20 protein-coding genes are annotated in these 19,939 nt (G+C 64.2%); 7 read left to right on the top strand and 13 right to left on the bottom strand.

Annotation, left to right across the window (positions count from 1 at the left end):
• The gene (locus BLR13_RS20105; protein WP_171945043.1) at nucleotides 1-1,128 is read right to left on the bottom strand and encodes an efflux RND transporter periplasmic adaptor subunit; all 1,128 of its coding nucleotides are present in this window, start codon (nucleotides 1,126-1,128) and stop codon (nucleotides 1-3) included.
• A 246-nt stretch (nucleotides 1,129-1,374) separates the two neighbouring features.
• Here BLR13_RS20105 and BLR13_RS20100 point away from each other — a divergent pair, with 246 nt between their 5' ends.
• From BLR13_RS20100 to BLR13_RS20085, 4 genes are all read left to right on the top strand, one after another.
• Nucleotides 1,375-2,196, top strand: a complete 822-nt coding sequence (locus BLR13_RS20100; RefSeq protein ID WP_074820263.1) for a hypothetical protein — start codon at nucleotides 1,375-1,377, stop codon at nucleotides 2,194-2,196.
• Nucleotides 2,197-2,248: 52 nt separating this feature from the next.
• The gene (locus BLR13_RS20095) at nucleotides 2,249-2,473 is read left to right on the top strand and encodes a cysteine rich repeat-containing protein (protein WP_074820265.1); all 225 of its coding nucleotides are present in this window, start codon (nucleotides 2,249-2,251) and stop codon (nucleotides 2,471-2,473) included.
• 298 nt (nucleotides 2,474-2,771) lie between these two features.
• The gene (locus tag BLR13_RS20090) at nucleotides 2,772-3,911 is read left to right on the top strand and encodes an FAD-dependent monooxygenase (protein ID WP_074820267.1); all 1,140 of its coding nucleotides are present in this window, start codon (nucleotides 2,772-2,774) and stop codon (nucleotides 3,909-3,911) included.
• Nucleotides 3,908-5,521, top strand: coding sequence for a benzoate-CoA ligase family protein (locus BLR13_RS20085; protein ID WP_074820269.1), 1,614 nt, complete (start codon nucleotides 3,908-3,910; stop codon nucleotides 5,519-5,521). Before BLR13_RS20090 ends, BLR13_RS20085 begins: the two co-directional genes overlap by 4 nt.
• 6 nt (nucleotides 5,522-5,527) lie before the next feature.
• Here the strand turns inward: BLR13_RS20085 and BLR13_RS20080 are convergent, their stop codons facing one another.
• From BLR13_RS20080 to maiA, 4 genes are all read right to left on the bottom strand, one after another.
• Nucleotides 5,528-6,550 carry an IS30 family transposase gene (locus BLR13_RS20080; protein WP_074820271.1) on the bottom strand — a complete coding sequence of 341 codons (1,023 nt, stop codon included), beginning with the start codon at nucleotides 6,548-6,550 and terminating at the stop codon, nucleotides 5,528-5,530.
• Nucleotides 6,551-6,709: 159 nt separating this feature from the next.
• The gene (locus tag BLR13_RS20075; RefSeq protein WP_074820273.1) at nucleotides 6,710-7,891 is read right to left on the bottom strand and encodes a 3-hydroxybenzoate 6-monooxygenase; all 1,182 of its coding nucleotides are present in this window, start codon (nucleotides 7,889-7,891) and stop codon (nucleotides 6,710-6,712) included.
• Nucleotides 7,891-8,433: a MarR family winged helix-turn-helix transcriptional regulator gene (locus BLR13_RS20070; RefSeq protein ID WP_074820275.1), complete on the bottom strand. Its 543-nt coding sequence runs from the start codon at nucleotides 8,431-8,433 to the stop codon at nucleotides 7,891-7,893. Before BLR13_RS20070 ends, BLR13_RS20075 begins: the two co-directional genes overlap by 1 nt.
• Nucleotides 8,423-9,055, bottom strand: coding sequence for a maleylacetoacetate isomerase (gene maiA / locus BLR13_RS20065; RefSeq protein ID WP_074831308.1), 633 nt, complete (start codon nucleotides 9,053-9,055; stop codon nucleotides 8,423-8,425). Before maiA ends, BLR13_RS20070 begins: the two co-directional genes overlap by 11 nt.
• Nucleotides 9,056-9,164: 109 nt before the next feature.
• Here maiA and gtdA point away from each other — a divergent pair, with 109 nt between their 5' ends.
• Nucleotides 9,165-10,205: a gentisate 1,2-dioxygenase gene (gtdA, locus tag BLR13_RS20060; protein ID WP_074820276.1), complete on the top strand. Its 1,041-nt coding sequence runs from the start codon at nucleotides 9,165-9,167 to the stop codon at nucleotides 10,203-10,205.
• A gap of 104 nt (nucleotides 10,206-10,309) precedes the next feature.
• Here gtdA and BLR13_RS20055 read toward each other — a convergent pair whose 3' ends face one another.
• The 6 genes from BLR13_RS20055 to BLR13_RS20030 all read right to left on the bottom strand — a co-directional run bounded on the left by BLR13_RS20055 (nucleotide 10,310) and on the right by BLR13_RS20030 (nucleotide 16,113).
• The gene (locus BLR13_RS20055; protein WP_074820277.1) at nucleotides 10,310-11,137 is read right to left on the bottom strand and encodes an ABC transporter permease; all 828 of its coding nucleotides are present in this window, start codon (nucleotides 11,135-11,137) and stop codon (nucleotides 10,310-10,312) included.
• A complete protein-coding gene (locus BLR13_RS20050) occupies nucleotides 11,130-11,903 on the bottom strand; it encodes an ABC transporter ATP-binding protein (RefSeq protein WP_074820279.1) in 774 nt (257 codons plus the stop codon). Before BLR13_RS20050 ends, BLR13_RS20055 begins: the two co-directional genes overlap by 8 nt.
• A gap of 167 nt (nucleotides 11,904-12,070) precedes the next feature.
• Nucleotides 12,071-13,075, bottom strand: a complete 1,005-nt coding sequence (locus tag BLR13_RS20045; RefSeq protein WP_074820281.1) for an ABC transporter substrate-binding protein — start codon at nucleotides 13,073-13,075, stop codon at nucleotides 12,071-12,073.
• A gap of 21 nt (nucleotides 13,076-13,096) precedes the next feature.
• Nucleotides 13,097-14,461, bottom strand: a complete 1,365-nt coding sequence (locus BLR13_RS20040) for an FAD-dependent oxidoreductase (protein ID WP_074820283.1) — start codon at nucleotides 14,459-14,461, stop codon at nucleotides 13,097-13,099.
• Nucleotides 14,462-14,480: 19 nt separating this feature from the next.
• Entirely contained in the window at nucleotides 14,481-15,287 is an 807-nt protein-coding gene (locus tag BLR13_RS20035) for an aspartate dehydrogenase (RefSeq protein WP_244524904.1), read from the bottom strand.
• Nucleotides 15,288-15,321: 34 nt separating this feature from the next.
• Nucleotides 15,322-16,113, bottom strand: coding sequence for an enoyl-CoA hydratase-related protein (locus tag BLR13_RS20030; protein ID WP_074820285.1), 792 nt, complete (start codon nucleotides 16,111-16,113; stop codon nucleotides 15,322-15,324).
• A 179-nt stretch (nucleotides 16,114-16,292) separates the two neighbouring features.
• On the opposite strand from BLR13_RS20030, the gene BLR13_RS20025 reads away from it, so the two are divergent.
• Nucleotides 16,293-17,270 (top strand): 2-dehydropantoate 2-reductase, encoded by a 978-nt coding sequence (locus BLR13_RS20025; RefSeq protein WP_074820288.1) that lies wholly within the window; start codon nucleotides 16,293-16,295, stop codon nucleotides 17,268-17,270.
• Between the two features lie 17 nt (nucleotides 17,271-17,287).
• Here the strand turns inward: BLR13_RS20025 and bioB are convergent, their stop codons facing one another.
• A complete protein-coding gene (bioB, locus tag BLR13_RS20020) occupies nucleotides 17,288-18,262 on the bottom strand; it encodes a biotin synthase BioB (RefSeq protein ID WP_074820291.1) in 975 nt (324 codons plus the stop codon).
• A 161-nt stretch (nucleotides 18,263-18,423) separates the two neighbouring features.
• Here bioB and BLR13_RS20015 point away from each other — a divergent pair, with 161 nt between their 5' ends.
• Nucleotides 18,424-19,206 (top strand): SDR family oxidoreductase, encoded by a 783-nt coding sequence (locus tag BLR13_RS20015; RefSeq protein ID WP_074820293.1) that lies wholly within the window; start codon nucleotides 18,424-18,426, stop codon nucleotides 19,204-19,206.
• Nucleotides 19,207-19,220: 14 nt separating this feature from the next.
• Here BLR13_RS20015 and BLR13_RS20010 read toward each other — a convergent pair whose 3' ends face one another.
• Complete coding sequence (locus BLR13_RS20010; RefSeq protein WP_074831311.1) at nucleotides 19,221-19,898, bottom strand: alpha/beta hydrolase family protein; 678 nt, start codon at nucleotides 19,896-19,898, stop codon at nucleotides 19,221-19,223.
• Nucleotides 19,899-19,939: the final 41 nt, after the last annotated feature.

The following is a 19,939-nucleotide window of genomic DNA, read 5'->3' as shown; positions in this document are numbered from 1 at the left end:
CTACTTTTTTGCTGCCGGCGGCACTTCGATCTTCTGCAGTTGCGGATCGACCTTCTGGCCGGGGATCGCGCGCAACAACCCTGACGTGACGACGCGATCATCCGGTTTCAACCCGGTTTCGATGACGCGCAATTCGCCTTCCAGCGGTCCGGTCAGGACCTTGCGCTGCTCGACGACGTTTTCGCCGTTCACGACCAGCACGTAGCGGCCCGCCTGGTCGCTGCCGAGCGCGACATCGGGCACCAGCAGCGCATCTTGCTGCTCATCAAAGGGAACGCGAACGCGGACAAAAAATCCCGGCAACAAGACGCGGTCGGGATTGGGCAGCAGACCGCGCACGGCGAGCGTTCCGGTCGACTGATTGAGGCTTGGCGAAATGTAGTCGAGCTTGCCCTTATGCAGAAAGCCGCTCTCGGTCTGCAATGCGACCTCGACCGGCAATTGCCGAAGTTCGCTCGTCGTGATGCCGCGCCGCCTTGCCTCTTCGCGAATCCGCAACACATCCTGTTCGTTGACGTTGAAATTCACATAGATCGGATCGAGCGCGACGATGGTGGCAAGCTGCGTCGGCGACGCCGCTCCGACCAGTTCGCCGACCGAGACGAGATGGGCGCTGACGATGCCGTCGAACGGCGCAACGACGTTGGTGTAACCGTAATTGACCGCCGCGATCTTGGTGTTGGCCTCGGCCTGCAGCAGATTTGCCTGCGCGTTGTCCCGCGCCGACGTCGAATTATCGAGCGTTGCTTGCGAGACCGCCTGCCGCTGCACCAGATCCGACTGGCGCTTGAAATCGGCATCGGTCTGCCGCACCGAGGCTTGCGCGCCGGCCTCCGCGGCCTGTGCCTGCTCGAGCTTCAGTTTGTAGGTTTCGGGCTCGATCGTGAACAGCGTGGTGCCTTCCTTGACGAAGGTGCCGTCCTGATAATTGATCGCCTGCAGAACGCCCTGCACGCGCGCGACCAGATCGACATTCTTGATCGGCGCGGTATTGCCGGTGGCTTCCAGATAGCGCGTGATCGGGCGCTGCAAGGGAACGGCGACTTCAACTTTCGGTGGCGGCGGCGGAACAAAACTATTCTGTTCGCAGGCACTTAAGGCCATGGATGCAAATATGACCAAGGCCATTCGCGGTGCGGTGAAGACATGTTGCGAACGCGTAGGCTTCATTTTGCGTGTCCCAATATGTTTGTTTTGCAACAGGCCTTCTGTTCAGAACCCGTCGTTCCGCCATCCCGTAAAAGTAACAACAATCTGCTTGCAGTGGAACCCGAAAGCGAAAATGATATCGTGCGGAAGTTATTTCCCCCGGCTCATCATGATTTTTTTCGGCTGAAGCGGCGGCTCTTCGCAACACGACAAGGATTTATTCAAATGATCAACACGTTGACACGTGCGGCGACGCTTGGCGCCGTGATGACGGCCGCAATTTTCGCGAGTGCCGCACCTGCGTTCTCGCAGGCACCGACCCAGGCGCAGCGTGACGTCATCAAGTCCGAATGCCGCTCCGATTACATGGCGCATTGCTCCGGCATTCCGCCGGGTGGCGAAGCCTCGCTGCAATGCCTGCAGAAGAACATGTCGAGCCTTGCCCCGGGTTGTCAGAGCGCGGTGAAAGCCGTCGAAGCGCCGGCCGCCCCGAAGGCCGAGGCCGCGCCGGCGGAGAAGAAGACCGAGACTGCGCCGGCCACCGAGACCGCGGCGCCCAAGACGTCGACAGCGGCGGCGGCAGCGCCGAAAGCCGCAGCGGCGAAGCAGCCGACCAGCGCGCAGATTTCCGCAATTCGCAGCGCGTGCCGCTCCGACTATCCAAAGGTCTGCGCGGGCGTGCCGACCGGCGGCGCACCGGCGCTGCAGTGTCTGGAAAAGAACAGGGCCAAGCTCTCGGCCGGTTGCGAGAAGGCGGTCGCCGCGGCGACCGGCGGCGCGGCGCCTGCGGCTGAAGCGGCCCCGGCTGCGGCAGGCGCGGCCCCCGCCGCTACGGCGGCGCCAGCAGCCCCCGCCGTGATCGTGCTGCGGCCGTTGCGGCCGCGCGAAGAACTGTTCGTGCTGCGCTCGGCCTGCGGCGGCGATGTCCGCACGATCTGCGGCGGCGTGGCGCCGGGTGGCGGCCGGATCGTGCAATGTCTCGCGACCAACGCCGCACGGCTTTCTCCGGCATGTCAGGATGTGCTGGCCCAGTTCAGGGCGCAATAAAGCAGGTGCTTCCGCCGATTCTCACGTGGTCTAAACGACGAAAGGAATCCCGATGCATCGCGCCATCCTTATCGCAGCCGCTCTGCTTTGCGTTTCACAGACCGCATTCGCGCAGGAATTGACCGCCGAGCAGCGCGACGCCTGCAAGGGCGACTACGAGAAATACTGCAAGAGCGTCGTCCCCGGCGGCGGGCGGATCATCGCCTGCCTTGCCAAGGAGACCGACAAGCTCGCGCCCGCCTGCAAGAAAGTGCTGGAGGCGGCGGAGAAGAAATAGAAGCTGCCGTTAGCACCGCCGGGAAATCGGGATCGGCGGATCAACGCCCGACATGTATCTGGCGCGGTGGTCGTCCGCAGGCCTCCGGTGGCTGCTTGCCGCTGGGTTTGGGTCGGCGGCGTCAAGGTCCGCCGCTGCGTTTAACGAAGGCGCCAGGCGACCACCGGGGTTCGGTTCCGGGTCCATCGGAGCCGAACTTCATACCAACCGTCGCATAATTTCCTCTGGCGGATTTTGCCGGCGCGGATTAGTGTGGCCCAATTAGTAAGTATACTGTCGATTGATTGGGAGGAAGCACGTGCGCATCGCCGTGATCGGCGGAGGCCCCGGAGGTCTCTACTTCGCCTATCTCTGGAAGCGGCGTCATCCGGACGCCGTGATCGACCTGTTCGAACAGAACCCCGAAGGCGCGACCTGGGGTTTTGGCGTGGTGTTCTCGGAGCAGGCGCTGGACTTCCTGCGTGCCGACGACCCCGAGACGGTCGATGCGATTACGCCAAGGATGGAGAGCTGGAAGAACATCACGCTCAACCTGCGCGGTGAAAGCGTCGAAATCGACGGCGTCGGCTTTTCGTCGATCGGGCGGCTGGAATTGCTGACCATCCTGCAGCAGCGTGTGCGCGCGGCCGGCGTAACACCGCGATACGAAACGACGATCCAATCGGTCGACGACCTCAGGGGTTACGACCTGATCGTTGCCGCCGACGGGCTGAATTCGCTGGTGCGCCGCGGCTTCGAGAAAGCGTTCGACGCCTCGGTCTCGCACTCGACCAACAAGTTCGCCTGGTACGGCACCACCAAGCGCTTTGCCACGCTGTCGCAGACCTTCGTGAAGACCGATCTCGGATCGTTCAACGCGCATCACTACCGCTATGCGCCCGCCATGAGCACCTTCCTGGTCGAATGCGACGCGGCGACCTGGCAGGCCTACGGTTTCGAGCACAAGACCATCGAGCAGTCGCAGGCGATCTGCGAGGAAATCTTCGCCGATACGCTCGACGGCCATCCGCTGGTATCGAACAAATCGGTGTGGCGCAATTTCCCCTGGATCTGGAACGAGAACTGGTCGCACGCGAATATGGTGCTGATCGGCGATGCCCTGCACTCGGCGCATTTCTCGATCGGGTCGGGAACGCGGCTCGCGATCGAGGACGCGATCGCGCTGACCAAAGCGCTGGAAGCGGAGACGGAGATTTCCGCAGCCCTCGCCCGCTATCAGGCCGAGCGCAAACCGGTCGTGAAGAAGCTGGTGACGGCGGCGCGCACCAGCGCCGGCTGGTATGAGCATTTCCCCGAACACATGAAGCGCGACCTGATGGATTTCGCCTATAGTTATATCACCCGGTCCGGCCGCATCGACGATATCAGGCTGCGCGCGATGTCGCCCCAATTCATGGCGCGCTACGAGGCCGCGAAGCAAAGCGGGAGCCGGTCATGACGCAGGCGATCACTGACGCTGTCCCGCGGGAAAATCCCGGCGCGCGCGAAATCGGGTTTACAATTCTCGAGCGCTACAATGCCAGCCGCATTCTGTTCGATAACCTGGCTGAAGGCCGCGGCGACCGGCTGGCGCTGACCGGCCCCTGCGGCAACACTACCTACGCCGAACTCTGCGCGAGTGCCTCGCGATGGGGGCATGGTTTTCAGTCGCTGGGCCTGAAGCGTGGCGATCGCGTCCTGATGTTCCTCGACGATACGCCGGCCTATCCGGCGGCCTTTTTCGGCGCGGTGCGTTCGGGCTTCGTGCCGCTGCTGATCAACACGCTGACGCCGCCGGACCTGTTGCAGTTCTATCTCTCGGATGCCGGCGCGACCGTCGCGGTCGCCGAGGCCGAATTCACATCGCGTTTCAACGCCGAGGCCTGCAAGGACACGCCCCTGCAAACTCTGATCGTCGTCAACGGCGCCGCCGGCGAACACGCCGTGCCCACGGCGCTGATCGCTGAGCCATGGCTGCAAGGCTTTGCCACTGAGCTGGCGGAAGCCGACACGGGCCGGGACGAGATGGCGTTCTGGATGTACTCCTCGGGCTCGACCGGCCGCCCCAAGGGCATCGTGCATCTGCAGCACGACATGGCCTATAGCGAGCAGGCCTTCGCGCGCAATGTGCTCAAGCTGACGGCCGACGACATCTGTTTCTCGGTACCAAAGATCTTTTTCGCCTATGGGTTTGGCAATGCCATCACCTTCCCGTTCTCGGTCGGCGCCGCGACGCTGCTGCTGCCGGGCCAGCCGAAGCCGGCCGCGATCTTCGAGGCGATCGGAAAATATCGGCCGTCGCACTTCTTCGGATTACCGACGCTCTACACCTCGCTGACAAAGGCCGACGGCGCATCGACGGCCGATTTCTCGTCGCTGCGAATGGCGCTGTCGGCGGCCGAAGTGCTGTCGGCGGACGTCTTCAACGGCTGGAAGACGCTGACCGGCCTTGAAATCGTCGAGGGGCTCGGCTCGACCGAAGCGCTGCACATCTATCTTTCCAACCGGCCCGAGCAGAAAAAGCTTGGCGCCGCCGGCCTGCGCGTTCCCGGCTTCGAAGTAGCGCTCCGCGACAAGGACGGCCGCGAGGTCGGCGACAACGAGGAAGGCATCCTGTGGGTGCGCGGCGACTCCAACACGCCGCTGTACTGGAACCGGCCCGACAAATCGGCGGAGACGATCCGCGACGGCGGCTGGATCTACACCGGCGACCGCTTCGTGCGCGACAGCGACGGCTTCCACTTCTTCCGCGGCCGCGCCGACGACCTGATAAAGATCTCCGGCCAATGGGTCTACCCGCTCGAAGTGGAACTCTGCCTCGCCGAACATCCTGACATCAGGGAATGCGCGGTCTACGCCGCCGAACTGCCGGATCGTCGCATGACGCTGAAGGCGGTAGTGGTGATGAACCAGGGCGGTTTCGACGCTAACGATGCGACCAAGCGGCTGCAGGATTACGTCAAGGCAAAACTGTTGCCGTACAAATATCCGCGCGAGATCACGTTCACCGGGGAGTTGCCGAAGACCGGCACAGGGAAGATTGATCGGCAAGCCGTGATGAAGATGTGATCGTCATTACAAGCTCCGGTGTCGTCCCGGCCTTGAGCCGGGGGTGGATTCACACTCGAAGTGCAACACTTGGGCAAAGGTCTCAGCCGGGGTCCTGAAGTCAAGGCATTTGCGCGGGGTGTTGTTGTAGGCGGCAACGAGACTGCGAAATCGGCTGTTTGAGAGTGTTGCGAGGTCGGTTTTGCGGGGCATGAAGCGGCGCATCCTGCCGATGGCGTTCTCGATGCCGCCCTTTTGCCAGGGGGCGTAGGGATCACAGAAGAAGGTCTCGATCGCCAGGCTGCGCAACGCGAGGTGACGAGCGAACTCGGTGCCGTTGTCGAAGGTCACGGTCTGACGAAGCAGTTGCGGCATGGAGCCGAACAGGTTGACGAGATGGCGGGCGACGCCGTGAGCCGCCTTGTTGGCCAGCCGGATCGCCAGCAAGAGGCGGGACTTGCGCTCATGCACGGTCAGGATGGCCTGCCCGTATTTTGAGAACATCATCAGGTCGGCTTCCCAGTGACCGCAGGTCTGGCGAGTGGAGACCTCGATCGGCCGTTTTGCCACCGGAACACGGCCTTCAATGAAGTTTGGCGAGCCTCCGCCCTTCCTGCCCCGGCAGCCGCGCTTGCTTTTGCCACGGGGCAGATAGTGCCGCCAACGGTAGTCTCTGGTGCGGGCAAGCTGGGCGTAGATGAAGCGATAGATGCTCTCATAGGAGATCACCTTGCGCCGCTGCTCGTGCTTGAGCCGGCCGGCGATCTGCTCGGGCGACCATCCGCTCGCGAGCCGCTCAAGGACGGCGGCTCGCAAGCTCTCATCGCGTTCCAGGCGCGGGCCCTTCCAGCGCCGCGCTTTGGTCTGCTGCTGGGCGTAGCCGGGTTTGTACCCCACCTGGGCGCCGCGATTGCGCTTCAGTTCCCGAGAGATCGTTGATGGCGAGCGATCCAGAGCTGCCGCGATTTGCCGGACCGAGCTGCCATTGGCAGAAAGCCGGGCAATCTCGCATCGATCTTCCAGCGAAAGCTGTCCGTAACTCCGCCCCATGGCAACACCTCCAATCGGAAGTGTTGCACTTCGTTTGTGAACTCAGGGGGACCCATAGCCACCGGCGCCAATCGTTTGCTCGATAGTCGTTGTCTTTCTTTTCCGACAACCGCGGCCACGGCGTATGGATCCCGGGTCAAGCCCGGGACGACGGCGGTGCTACCCCGCCAGCCCCGTCCCGCCATAGAGCCAGGTCAGATCGCCAAGATAATCCTCCTGCGACTTGCCGCGCATGATCGCGTTGCGGATGCGGGCGTGCTCGCCGGACGGGTGATAGATGTGCTCGCCGATCGCGCGCGACAGCATCTGCACCCGGGCGGTGCGCGGAAAGCGTTGCGCGCGATAGGCTTCAAGCGCTGCGGCCTGATCGTCATGATGCGACAGCATATGCGACAGACAGACCGCGTCTTCCATCGCCTGGCAGGCGCCTTGCGCGAAATATTGCAGCATCGGATGCGCGGCATCGCCGAGCAGCGCGACGCGGCCATCGATCCAGCGCTCGACGGGATCGCGGTCGCACAGCACCCATAGCCGCCAGTTCTTGCCGTGCCGGATGATCTCGCGCGCACGCTCATGCACGTGGCCAAAGCCCTGCATGACTTCCTCGTCGGAAACCGGCTTGCCCGCCACCGGCTCCGGCGCATCGTTGTGATAGGTGACGACGAGGTTGAACACCTTCCAGCCCGACAGCGGATAATGCACGATGTGGCATTTCGGGCCCGCCCACAGCGTCGCCGCGTTCCAGCGCAAATCTTCCGGCATCTGTTCGGTCGGAATCACCGAGCGGTAGGTCGTATGACCGGACACCCGCGGCGGGCCATCTGCGATGACCTGCTTGCGAACGTTCGACCACAGTCCGTCGGCGCCGATCAAGAGCCGGCCCGCGACGCGCTCGCCATTCGCCAGCCGCGCCGTCACCGACGATCCGTCCTGATCGTAGCCGATGACCTCGCTGCTCACGCGCAATTCGATCAGTTCGTGGTTCTGGCAGGCCCTTAAGAAAACGCCATGCAGGTCGCCGCGATGCACGACCGCGTAAGGGTTGCCGAAGCGTGCGCGAAACGCCTCGCGCAGATCGACATGGGTGATCTCCTCGGCGGTCATTGCATCCATCAGCCGGAGCTGGTCGATATAAACCGCCATGCCGCGCGCCGCCTCACCGACGCCGAGATAGTCGAAGGCATGAAACGCATTGGGCCCGAGCTGGATGCCGGCGCCAATTTCGCCGAGGCTGGAAGCCTTCTCCAGCAGGATCGAGCGGATGCCCTTTTGCGCCAGGCCCAGCGCCGTGGCCAGCCCGCCGATGCCGCCGCCAGCGATCAATACCGGTCGCACGTCCATCAGCCCGACTTTCCCAGATGTTCGAGCGCGTCTTCGGCGCGCAGCGGCACCCGCGACGCCTCGTTGTTGAGATCGACCAGCTGCGTCAGCAGCGCCAGCAGCGTCTTGCGGTCGGCCGGCTTCAGTGGCTGCAGCATCCGCGCCTGCGCCTTCTCGACCGCCACCATGATCTCGCGCAGCAGGGCGGTGCCCGCCTTGGTGAGATAGAGCAGCTTGACGCGCTTGTCCTCGCGCGCCGGCTTGCGCTCGATCAGGGTCTTGGTCTCCAGCCGTTCGATCACATTGCCGAGCGTGGAGCGGTCGAAGGCGATCACCGCGGACAGCCGCGTCGCATCGATCCCGGGATGGGTGTGGATCGCCACCAGGGCGGCGTATTGCACCGGCGTCAGGTCGAACGCCCGGCATTCCTCGACAAAGATCGCGACCGCGATCTGCTGCATCCGCCGGAACAGATAGCCCGGCGCGGTGTAGACCGCATCCATCGTGATGGGCGCGGCCTTGGTAACGGGTACCTTGGGTGCGGGCGCGGGCTTACTCGGCATCGGGCTGCCTGTCCGGCGCGGCGTCGGCGAACGCCTTCATCTCCTTGGCCGCGGCCTCGGCCTTGAGCAAGCGCGGATAGGCCGAGACGTCGACACCGAAGCGGCGCGCATTGCCGAGCTGCGGCACCAGCGACAGATCGGCCATACCAGGCGTTGGCCCGAAACAGAACGGCCCCGGCTCGTCCGCGATCAGGGCTTCGCAGGCGCCCAGCCCCTCGCGGTTGGCCCAGGCCGCCCACTCCGTCACCTTCTCTTCTGATATTCCGAGCTGGCGAAGCCGGTTCAACACTTTCAGATTTTGCACCGGGTGGGTGTCGCAGGCGAGTGCCATGGCGAAGGCGCGGACTTTGGCGCGGCGCAGCGGGTCCTTCGGCAACAGCGGCGGTTCTGGATGGGTCTCATCCAGCCATTCGACAATGGCAAGCGATTGGGTGAGGATCGCGCCGGTGTCGCTCTCCAGCGCCGGCACCAGACCCTGCGGATTGATCGCGAGATAGGCCGGCGCGCATTGCTCCCCCTTGCGAAGGTGATGGGCGAGGTGCTCAGGCTGCATCCCCTTCAGATTGAGTGCGATCCTGACCCGGTATGCCGCGGCACTGCGGAAATAGCCGTGCAGCTTCATCGGAACCTCCCGGTAAATTTGTCGTTTGCCGCTGATGGCGTGATTGACGCTATCCATATTGTCAGTATGCTGTCAATAAATCGACCCACAAGAATGGCGGGAGGCTGACATGGAAGCCGTGCAGAAGACCCCGGAACGCGAGGCGTTCTACAAGAAGATCGACGGCGAAAATCTCTCCGCGCTGTGGAACGTGATGGGCGACCTGATCACGCCTGAGCCGCGCTCTGCCTGCCGGCCTCACTTGTGGAAGTTCGACGCGATCCGCGACTACATGACCGAAGCCGGCAAGCTGATCACCGCCAAGGAAGCCGAGCGGCGGGTGCTGGTGCTGGAAAATCCCGGTTTGCGCGGGCAATCGAAAATCACCACCTCGCTGTTTGCGGGCGTGCAGATGGTCGTCCCCGGCGACGTCGCGCCGGCGCACCGGCACAGCCAGTCGGCATTGAGGTTTGTGCTCGAAGGCAAGGGTGCCGCAACCGCAGTCGACGGCGAGCGCACCTTGATGGAGCCCGGCGACTTCGTGATCACGCCGTCGATGACCTGGCACGACCATTCCAACGAAACGTCCGAGCCGATGTTCTGGCTCGACGGCCTCGACATTCCGATGGTGCAGTTCTTCGACGCGTCGTTTGCCGAAGGCTCCAACGAGGACCAGCAGAAGATCACCCGTCCCGCCGGCGACAGCTTTGCCCGCTACGGGCACAATCTGCTGCCGGTCGACGAGAAGCGAAAATCGAAGACGTCACCGATCTTCAACTATCCCTACAGCTACACCCGCGAGGCGCTGGAGCAGGCCAAGACCCGCAACGAATGGGACGCCTGCCACGGGCTGAAGCTGAAATTCTCCAATCCGGAAACCGGCGATTTTGCGATGCCGACCATCGGCACCTTCATCCAGATGCTGCCGAAGGGCTTTAAAACCGCGCGCTATCGCTCGACCGATGCGACCGTGTTCGCCGCTATCGAAGGCAAGGGCCGCACAAGGGTCGGCGATCAGACCTTCGAGTGGGGCGCGCGCGACCTGTTCGTGGTGCCGAGCTGGCAATGGGTCACCCACGAGGCGGAGGTCGATTCAGTGCTGTTCAGCTTCTCCGACCGCCCGGTGCAGCAGAAGCTGGATCTGTTCCGCGAGGACCGCGGCAACGCGTGATGGTCGTTTCCGTCGTCATTCCGGGATGGTGCGCAGCACCAGACCCGGAATCTCGAGATTCCGGGTTCGATGCTTTGCATCGCCCCGGAATGACAACCGACGCCCTACCGCCAGTGCAGCAACCGCGCTTCCAGCCAGTTGATCAACCGGCTCACCGCCAGCCCGAACAGCGACAGGATCACGACACCGGCGAGGAGCTGATCGGTCTGCATCAGGTTGCCGGCCTGCAGCACGAAGGCGCCGATGCCGTATTGGGCGCCGATCATCTCGGCGCTGACCACGAGCAGCAGCGCGACCGAGGCCGTGATGCGGAATCCCGCGAGGATCGAGGGCATCGCGCCAGGCCAGATCACCCGGGTCACAATGGCGTGGAACGGCACATTAAAGCTCTGCGCCATCCGGATCAGGTTGCGCGGCACCGCATCGACGCCGCTATAGACCGAGATCGCGGTGGAGAAGAACACGCCGAGCGCAATGGTCGCGATCTTCGGCTCCTCGCCGATCCCGAGCCAGAGAATCAGCAGCGGCAGCAGTGCAATCTTCGGAATCGGAAACAGCGCCGAGATGAAGGTGATGCCAACACCGCGCGCCAGGGTCGAGAGTCCGATCGCGAAGCCGACGATGACGCCGGCTGTGGTGCCGAGCACCCAGCCGGATCCGATCCGCATGATCGACCACGACAGATGCTGCCAGAGCGCGCCTGATAGCGCGAGCTTGTAGATGGCGACCGCAATCGCCGACGGTGCCGGCAGGAACAGCGGATTGACCCAACCGGCGCTGCCGGCCAACTGCCAGAACGCAATCACCAGCGCCAGCGCGATCCAGCCCGAAGCTCGGCCCGCGCGCGGCGTGAAGCCGGCGCCGCGAAAGGCGACCGGCCGCGTTTGCTGCTCGTCCGGTCCTGCTTGCTGCGATGCCGCGCGGTCAAGCATGCTGGACCTCGCGCTCGGCGTCGATCGCCTCTTCGCGGATCAACGACCACAGCTCGTTCTGCAATCCGATCAGCTTGCCGCGCGCATCGATGCCGCCGCGCTCGTCGCGGGTCATCGGGATGGTCACGACCTCGCGAACGCGGCCGGGACGGCGCGACAGCACCACGATGCGATCGGCAAGCCGCACGGCTTCTTCCAGATTATGCGTGACATAGACCGCGGCCATCCCGCCGTCGGCGAGCAGGCGGATGAAATCCTCCATCAGCAATTCGCGGGTCTGCGAATCCAGCGCCGACAGCGGCTCGTCCATCAACAGGATCGCGGGCTTAACCGCGAGCGCCCGCGCGATGCCGACGCGCTGGCGCATGCCGCCCGACAATTGCTTGGGATAGGCGCCGCGGAAATCGGACAATCCGGTCCGGCGCAGCGCGTCGTCGACGACGGCGCCGCGCGCGGCAACGTCCAGCGCCGTATGCACCAGCGGAAACTCGACGTTCTCCGCTACCGTGCACCAGGGCAGCAGCGCAAAATCCTGGAACACGAAGGTCAGCGGATTGAGGCTGTCGGCCGGCGGTGCGCCGCGCAGGTCAGCCTGCCCTCCGTTCGGCCGCAGCAGACCGCCAAGGATCGACAGCAGCGTGCTCTTGCCGCAGCCGGAAGGACCGACGATCGCGACCACCTCGCCCGAGGCGACCTGGAACGACACCTTGTCCAGCACCTCGAGCGTGCCGAAACGGTGACTGATATGGTCGGCGATCAGGTCCATCGGTTCCTGTTTCTCAAACCTTGCTCCGCTGCGCCCCCTCTCCCGCTTGCGGGGGAGGGTTGGGGTGGGGGTCTCTCCCCGCCACGGCTCGCCGAGTGGAGAGACCTTCCCCCACCCGCCGCACGCTATCGCGTGCGTCGACCTCCCCGCAAGCGGGAGAGGTAAGATCAATCCGCCTTCACATATTCCTTGGCGACGATCGCATCCGCCGAAAATCCCTTGTCGACGAACCCCTGCTCCTGCAGCCAGGCGATCTGGTTGCCGACGTTCTTGACGTCGAGCTTGCCGTCGGGATCGACATAGGCGCAATTGCCGACCACCTGCTCGACCGGGAGGTTGGTGTATTTCGCGATGATCTCGAGCAACGGCCTGGTCTTGTCGTTGATGTCGGCCTTGCCGTCCTTGACGGACGCCAGCACCACATCGTGGTATTCGCGATCGGCGCGCACCAGCGCGGCCAAGAGCTTCGTCACCAGCGCGCCATGGGTCAGCGTCTTCGGCGAGGCGAACACCGCACCCAGTTGCCACGGCGTTTCGTCGCCGACCCAGCCAAGAAACTTGGCGCCGCCGGAATCGATCAGCGTGCGCGCGGTCGAGACCGGCAGCAGCGCCGCATCGACGGTCTCGCCCTTCAGGGCGGCGGCGGCATTCGACAGCGACTGCAGCGGCAGCACCTTTACGTCCGCGAGCTTGAAACCGTATTTGTCGGCGAGCAGACCCAGCGAATAATGGAAGCTGGAGCCGACCTGCGTCACCGCGATCCGCTTGCCGGCGAGATCCTTCGGTGTCTTCAGGCCGGCCGCATAGGCATTGTTGCTGGCGAAATAGCCGATCAGGGGATAGCCGGCCTTTTCGCGGCTCATGCCGCCGATCACCTTTAGCGTGCCCTTGCCCGCGAGATTATAGAGCCCGGCCGTAAATGCCGTGATGCCGAAATCGACGTCGCCCGAGGTCGTCGCCACCGCGATCGGCTGCGCCGCGTCGAAGAATTTCAGTTCGATATCGAGCCCGGCCTCGCGGAAGTAACCCTTGTCCTGCGCGATGAACACCGGCGCCGACGACGACAGCCGGAGCACGCCGACCTTGGCCTTCAGCGCGTCATCGGCCCGGGCGATCCCGCCAACGACAATCGCCAACAAACCCGCCACCGCGAGCCGTGCAAACCGTCTCATTCCGTTCCCTCCGCAAAAAACCTATAGCCCATCGGGCACGCGCTGGTCCCGCCCGATGAAGGCGCCCTGTTGTTTCAACGTTTGTTGCAACTTTTCCACCGCAATGTCGCGCGGAATCGTATTGCCGGACAGCGCCAGATCCGCCGCGGCGCCCACCGCCTCCCCCATCGCGAAACAGGCACCGGAAACCCGCGCCGCCGACTGGCCGTCATGGGTCATCGAGGCGCAGCGGCCGGCCATCAGCAGATTGTCGACGCCTTCGGGAACCAGCATGCGATAGGGCAATTCGTTGAACCCGCGCGATTCCGGGATCGGCGGGAACTTGAAGACCACGTCGCCGGCGACATGCTGCTCCATCGGCCAGCCATTGACGCCGATGGAATCCTCGAACGAGGCGCAGCCCAGCACGTCCTCCCCCGAGAGCATGTAGCCGCCGACCACGCGGCGGGTTTCGCGGATGCCGAGCTGCGGCGGCAAATCGACGATGTAGGATTTCTCGAAACCAGGCACCGTGCGCAGGAACTCGAACGCCTGCACCGCCTGGCGGCGGCCCTCGATTTCGCCGCGGGTCATCTGGTCCGGATCGAGGCCATTGACCGCGCTGCCGTCCTCGCGGGCCAATTGGGTAAAATTCACCCGCCACTCAATTCCTGATTTTTGCGGCCGCACGATCGCACCCTTGCGCGGAAACTTATGGGTACCTGCGGCTTCCGCCTTTTCCATCAACGCGGGAATCGTCCGCCAGGCGTCGCCCGCCTTCTCCGGGTCGATGCCGTTGAGACGGAGCATCATGGAAGGAAAAAGCATGCTGCCGGCATTGTCGCCGACCTCGAACGGCGCGCCAGCCCAGGCCGCGAGATCGCCGTCGCCGGAGCAGTCGATGAAGATGCCCGCGCGTACCGCCTGCCGGCCGGCCTTGGTTTCAACCATCAGCACATTGATGCGCCTGTCGTCCTCCATCACCACGCCGGCACCGAGCGCATGAAAGAGAATATCGACCTTGTGCGCGGCCAGGAGATCGTCAGCCGCGATCTTATAGGCCGCGGTGTCATAGGCCTGCGCGAAAATCTTGCCCAGAATCAAATGCGGCGCATTGAGCCCGCCGAGCCGGTCGATCCGAGCAAGCAGATCGGAGGCCACGCCCTGCACCACCCGATGCGCCTCACCGTAGACATTGGCATGAAGGCCGCAAAAGTTCGTCACACCGGCCGCCGTGCCCATGCCGCCGAGAAAGCCGTAGCGTTCGATCAGCAGCGTGCGGCGGCCGGCCCGGGCGGCCGCAACCGCCGCCGCAATCCCCGCGGGCCCGCCGCCGAGCACGACGACTTCGTATTCGCCATAGAGCGGGATCTGGCGCGCGGGTTCGGTGACGGTTTTGAGAGGCAAATTGCGGTTTCCTTGACGGTTAAGTCCCGACCTGCAGCGGCGAGCCGAGCTTGCGCAATGCAGCGATCGCCGAGAGTGCGGTGATGCGGCCGGTTTTCGGATTCTCCGAGGGGATGTTCTCGATCGCCATCGTAAAATTCGCCGAGTCGGATTCGACCTTGATCTGATGACAGTTGCGCGTCACCGCCGGATCGGCCCAGATCTCGATCGTGGTGCGATCGGGACCGATGCCGGCCAGCGACAGCGCCGCGACCACGTTGACATTGGCCGGGAACGCCGCTGCGGCATCGCGGGCCGAGCCTTTGAATACGCACAGCGCGGACTTCAATCCATCCATCGAGATTCCGTTGGCGACCAGATAAGGCGCGCCGGCCAAGCCGTTGGGCGGCTTGCGCGTGATCATCTGCACCGAGCTGATCGTGCCTTCGGCGGCGGCCGAGACCGCGTCGAAGCCGATCAGGGCGCCGGTCGGCACGATGATCCGGCCGCCGTGCGCACGCGCCAGTTCGATCAGATCGTGGCGCGGCAGCAACGCACTGGCGCTCAGCACCATGACCTGCTTGCCCGCGTTCAGCATCGGCCGGCAGATCTGATCGAGGATAGCTGCCGGCGCGCATTCGACCACGAGGTCGGCATGTTCAGGCAGCTCATCGAGCGCGACCAGCGAACAGGAAATGCCTTCGCGATCGAGCCAGGCCTGCGCCTTGGCTCGGTCTCGCGTGGCGATACCCGACAGCACGAGACCCGGCAGCCCCTGCGCCAGCTTGCGCGCCACGGTCTTGCCGATCTCGCCCAGCCCGGCAATGGCAATGCGTTTGAAAGACAAATGGCAGCTCCTGTCCTCGTGGCGTCGCGGAATACTACTTCCAGTTCGCCGCGCGCTTCTCCGCAAACGACGCCAGTCCCTCCGACGCCTCCGCAGTCTGCCGGCGCGCCGAATGCATTTTGACCAGCCGCGCATAGGCGTCATCGTCGACGCTCATGCCGCCGAACGAACTTTCCAGCGCCAGCGCCTTGGTCTCGGCCATCGCAGCGGGACCGTTGGCGAGCAATTGTTCAACGACCCTGGCGCCTGCGGCCTCGAGGTCGGCCAGCGGCACCACCTCATGCACCAGGCCGATGCGGCGCGCGTCTTCCGCGCCAAAGCGCTCGCCGGTTAGTGCGTAGCGGCGGACCTGGCGCACGCCAATGGCGTCGCAGAGCTGCGGGATGATGATCGCAGCCGTCAGCCCCCAGCGCACTTCGGTGATCGAGAACAGCGCATTGTCGGCCGCGATCACGACGTCGCAGGCCGAAATCACACCGGTGCCGCCGCCGAAGCAGCCGCCCTGCACCAGCGCTACCGTCGGGATCGGCAAGGTATTGAGCCGCTGCACCGCCTCGAACGTCGCCCGCGACACCACCTCGTTCTCTTCGACCGATTTCGGCCGCACACCGTTGATCCATTTCAGGTCGGCGCCGGCCTGAAAATGCCTGCCGTTGCCCTTCAGCACCACGACGCGAAGATTTGGCTTGCCGCCCAGATCGTCCATCGCCGCGAGCACGCCGTTGATCAGGCCGGCATCGTAGGCATTGTTCACCTCGGGGCGATTGAGCGTGACCGTGCCGACACCGTTTTCGCTGAGGCTCCACAGGACCGGATTGGCGCTCATCGGCGTTTCCTTTCGTTTTCTTGCGTTTGTTTGCCGGGCAATATGCCTGATATCGCCGACCTTGATCCATCACTTTCCGCCTCGCGGCAAGCTCGAACCGCTTCAGTGGTTGCGCTGCGGCGCAAGCTTGTGGAAAGTGGCGCCTTACACGTCAATCCCTTCAGCAGGACCTCAACTCCATGCGTATCTGCGTTTTCGGTGCGGGCGCCGTCGGCAGCCACATAGCGGTGCGGCTGGCGCTGGCGGGACACGATGTCTCCTGCGTGATGCGGGGCCCGCATCTCGACGCGGCAAAGACCAACGGCCTGACGCTTCGGGTCGGGGACGCCGCGTTCAAGGCCAACGTGAAAGCATCCGACGACCCGGCAGCGCTCGGGGCACAGGATGTCGTGATCAGCACATTGAAGGCGACTGGCGTGGCCAGCCTCGCCACCGGCCTTCAGCCGCTGCTGCGCGACGACACTTCCGTCGTGTTCGCGCAGAACGGCATTCCCTGGTGGTACGATATCGGACTCTCCCCCAAGCATCCGCCGGTGCCTGATCTCGGCTTTCTCGATCCCGGCGGACGGCTGCGCGCCGCGATCCCCAGGGAACGCATCATCGGCGGCGTGATCTTTTCCTCCAACGAAATCGTTGCGCCCGGCATCGCCGCCAACCTCTCGCCCGAGCGCAACCGGCTCTTGATCGGCGAATGCGACGACCGCGCCGGCGATCGGATTGCAAAGCTGCGCGCGGCGCTGAACGAGGCCAGAATCGAATCGCCGGAGGTGCCGCAGATCAGGGAAACGATCTGGTCGAAACTCCTGACCAACATGTCGATGTCGGTGCTGTGTTCGCTGACCGGGCAGACCGCACGCGGGGTCCGCGACGATCCTTCGCTGGCCGAGGTCATCCCGCGCCTGCTCGACGAGGCCAACAGCATCGCGCAAACCTGTTTCCCCGAGGTCAAGCGCGTCAGCCGCACCGGCCCCGCGCCGGACCACAAGCCGTCGATCCTGCAGGATTACGAGCTCGGCCGCGCCATGGAGATCGACGTGCTGGTCCGCGCACCCGCCGCGTTCGCGCGCGCCGCCGGACTTTCGACGCCGATGCTCGATCTGATGGCCGCACTGGCGATCCGCCAGGCGCGGGAGAAGGGGCTGTATCAGGCAGGATAGCGCGAGCCGTCGCGGCGTCAGGCCGGCAGCAACCCCAGCCGATCGAACAGTTTTGTGTCGGCCTCGTTTGCCGGATTGCCCGCGGTCAGCAAGGTATCGCCGACAAAGATCGAATTGGCCCCCGCAAAGAAGCAGAGCGCCTGCATCTCGTCTGTCATGGCCGAGCGACCGGCCGACAGGCGAACATGCGATTTCGGCATCATGATCCGCGCCAGCGCAATGATCCTGACGAATTCGATCGGCCCGATCGGGGCAGCGTTGGCCAGCGGGGTGCCGGCAATCGGAATCAGCATGTTGATCGGAACGCTTTCGGGCGGCTCAGCCAGGTTGGCCAGCGTCACCAGCATATCGACGCGGTCGACCTCTTCCTCACCCATTCCGAGGATGCCGCCGCAACAGACCCTCATGCCGGACTGGCGAACATTTTCCAGCGTGTCGAGGCGGTCGGAAAATGTCCGCGTGGAGGTGACCTGCGGATAGTAGCGCTCCGATGTATCGATGTTGTGGTTGTAATAGTCGAGACCGGCCGCGCTGAGCCGATCCGACTGTTCGCGATCCAACATACCCAGGGTCATGCAGGTCTCGAGCCCGAGCGTTTTCACCGCGCCCACGACTTCAACGATGGCGTCCATGTCCCTCGGCTTCGGATTGCGCCAGGCTGCACCCATGCAGTAACGGGTCGCGCCCGCCGCTTTGGCCTTGCGCGCCTCGGTGACGATCTTTTCGACATCCATCAGTTTCGAGGCCGCCAAGCCCGTCGCATTGTGCGCGGACTGGCTGCAATAGCCGCAATCCTCCGGGCAGCCCCCGGTCTTGATGTTCAGCAGCTTGCTCAACTGCACGCGGTTGGGATCGAAATGCTGCCGGTGAATGGATTGCGCCTTGAACAGCAGGTCGTTGAACGGGAGCCGGTAGATCGACCATGCGGCCTCCGCTGTCCATGCCGGTGCGACCGCGGTCGCCACATTCTTTTCGTTGCTCAGTTCAAGCATTCGTATTCTCCGGGACTTCGATCTCGGCGGGCTTATTGCACAATAGCGAGACCGAAACCAGCGCGCGTCGATTATCCGCGCGACGGCATTGACCGTACACCGCGCACTGATATCAATCTTGCGTTATGAAGCCAGCGGATGCCGGTGCGCGAGGACGGAACATGCACGTCAAAGACAAGGTTTGTGTCGTAACCGGGGCGGCGAGCGGTATCGGCGAAGCGGTGGCGCGCGCTTATGCCGACGCCGGCGCGCGCGGCGTCGTGGTCGCCGACCTCAAGACCTCGCGTGACAAGCTGGCGAAAGTCGCCGGCGATATCGATGGGCTCGCCGTGACCGGCGATGTCGGCCTCGAAGACGATATCAAGGCGCTGGTGGCGGCGGCCGAGAACAAATATGGCCAGGTTGACGTGTTCTTTTCCAACGCGGGCCTGTCGCGCAAGGGACAGGAAAGCGCCTCCGACGCCGATTGGGACGTCAGCTGGCGGGTCCATGTCATGAGCCATGTGTTTGCGGCGCGCGCGCTGGTCCCCGGCATGCTCGGACGCGGCTCCGGCTATCTGCTCAATACCGCATCGGCAGCCGGCCTGCTGGCCTCGCTGAACTCGATGCCTTACGGAGTCACCAAGAACGCCGCCGTGGCGCTGGCCGAGCATCTGGCCATTCAATATGGCGACCGCGGCATCCGCGTTTCCGTGCTGTGCCCGCAATCGGTGCAGACCGGCATGACCACCCCCGGTCCCAGCGCCGCGCGGGTCGATGGCGTCTTGCAGCCGCCGGAGGTGGCGCGCATGGTGATCGAGGCAATGGAAGCCGAACAGTTTCTCATCCTGACGCACCCGCAGGTCGGGGAATACATGCAGCGCAAGGCATCCAGCCGCGATCGCTGGCTGACCGGCATGCGGCGGCTGCGCGACAAGATCTATGGCGATCAGCGCGCGGGCTGAAATCGCGCGTCAGTTCACAACCCGTCAACCCACGCCGCGAAACTGTCCAGCACCTCGTCCATCACCTCGCGGTCGTTTCGTCCAGAACGCTTCAGCACGTGGAAGGAATGATCGGCCTCGTCAACCAGATGCAAGGTCGCCAGGCGTCCCAACCCTTTGACGACAGGTTCGAGCAGGCTCAATTCCGCGAGCGCGTCGCGCGTCCCCTGCAGGAACAGCATGGGGATACGGATATCGGCGAGATGTTTGGCCCGGTCGCTGGAAGGCTTGCCGGCCGGGTGCAAGGGAAAGCCGAGAAACGCCAGCCCCCGCACGCCGGGCAGGGGTGAAAGTGCCTGCGCCTGCGACGTCATCCGGCCGCCGAACGATTTGCCGCCGGCGACCAGTGGCAACCCGTCGCAACACCGTCCGGCTTCCGTCACCGCGGCACGTACCGCGAGGTGAGCGACGGCGGGCGAATCCGGCCGCTTGCTGCCGCTCTCCATATAGGGAAACTGGTAGCGCAGCGTCGCAATCCCGCGCTCGCCGAGGCCGGCTGCGATCGCCTGCATCGACGCATGCGTCATGCCGGCGCCGGCCCCGTGCGCGAACACGTAAGCTGCGCGCGCCCGCGCGGGCCGGATCAGCAACGCGGAGACCGGCGCCGCATCCGGGATCGCGATCTCGAGCTTTTGCGCGTCAACGGCTTTCAAATCGGCGATCCCCAACGACGCAATTTTGAGTAGGTGATTTT

It is taken from the genome of Bradyrhizobium ottawaense (assembly GCF_900099825.1).
GTDB lineage: Bacteria > Pseudomonadota > Alphaproteobacteria > Rhizobiales > Xanthobacteraceae > Bradyrhizobium > Bradyrhizobium ottawaense_A.
The sequence above is the reverse complement of the archived record's forward strand: the minus strand, read 5'-3'. Positions and strand labels throughout refer to the sequence as shown.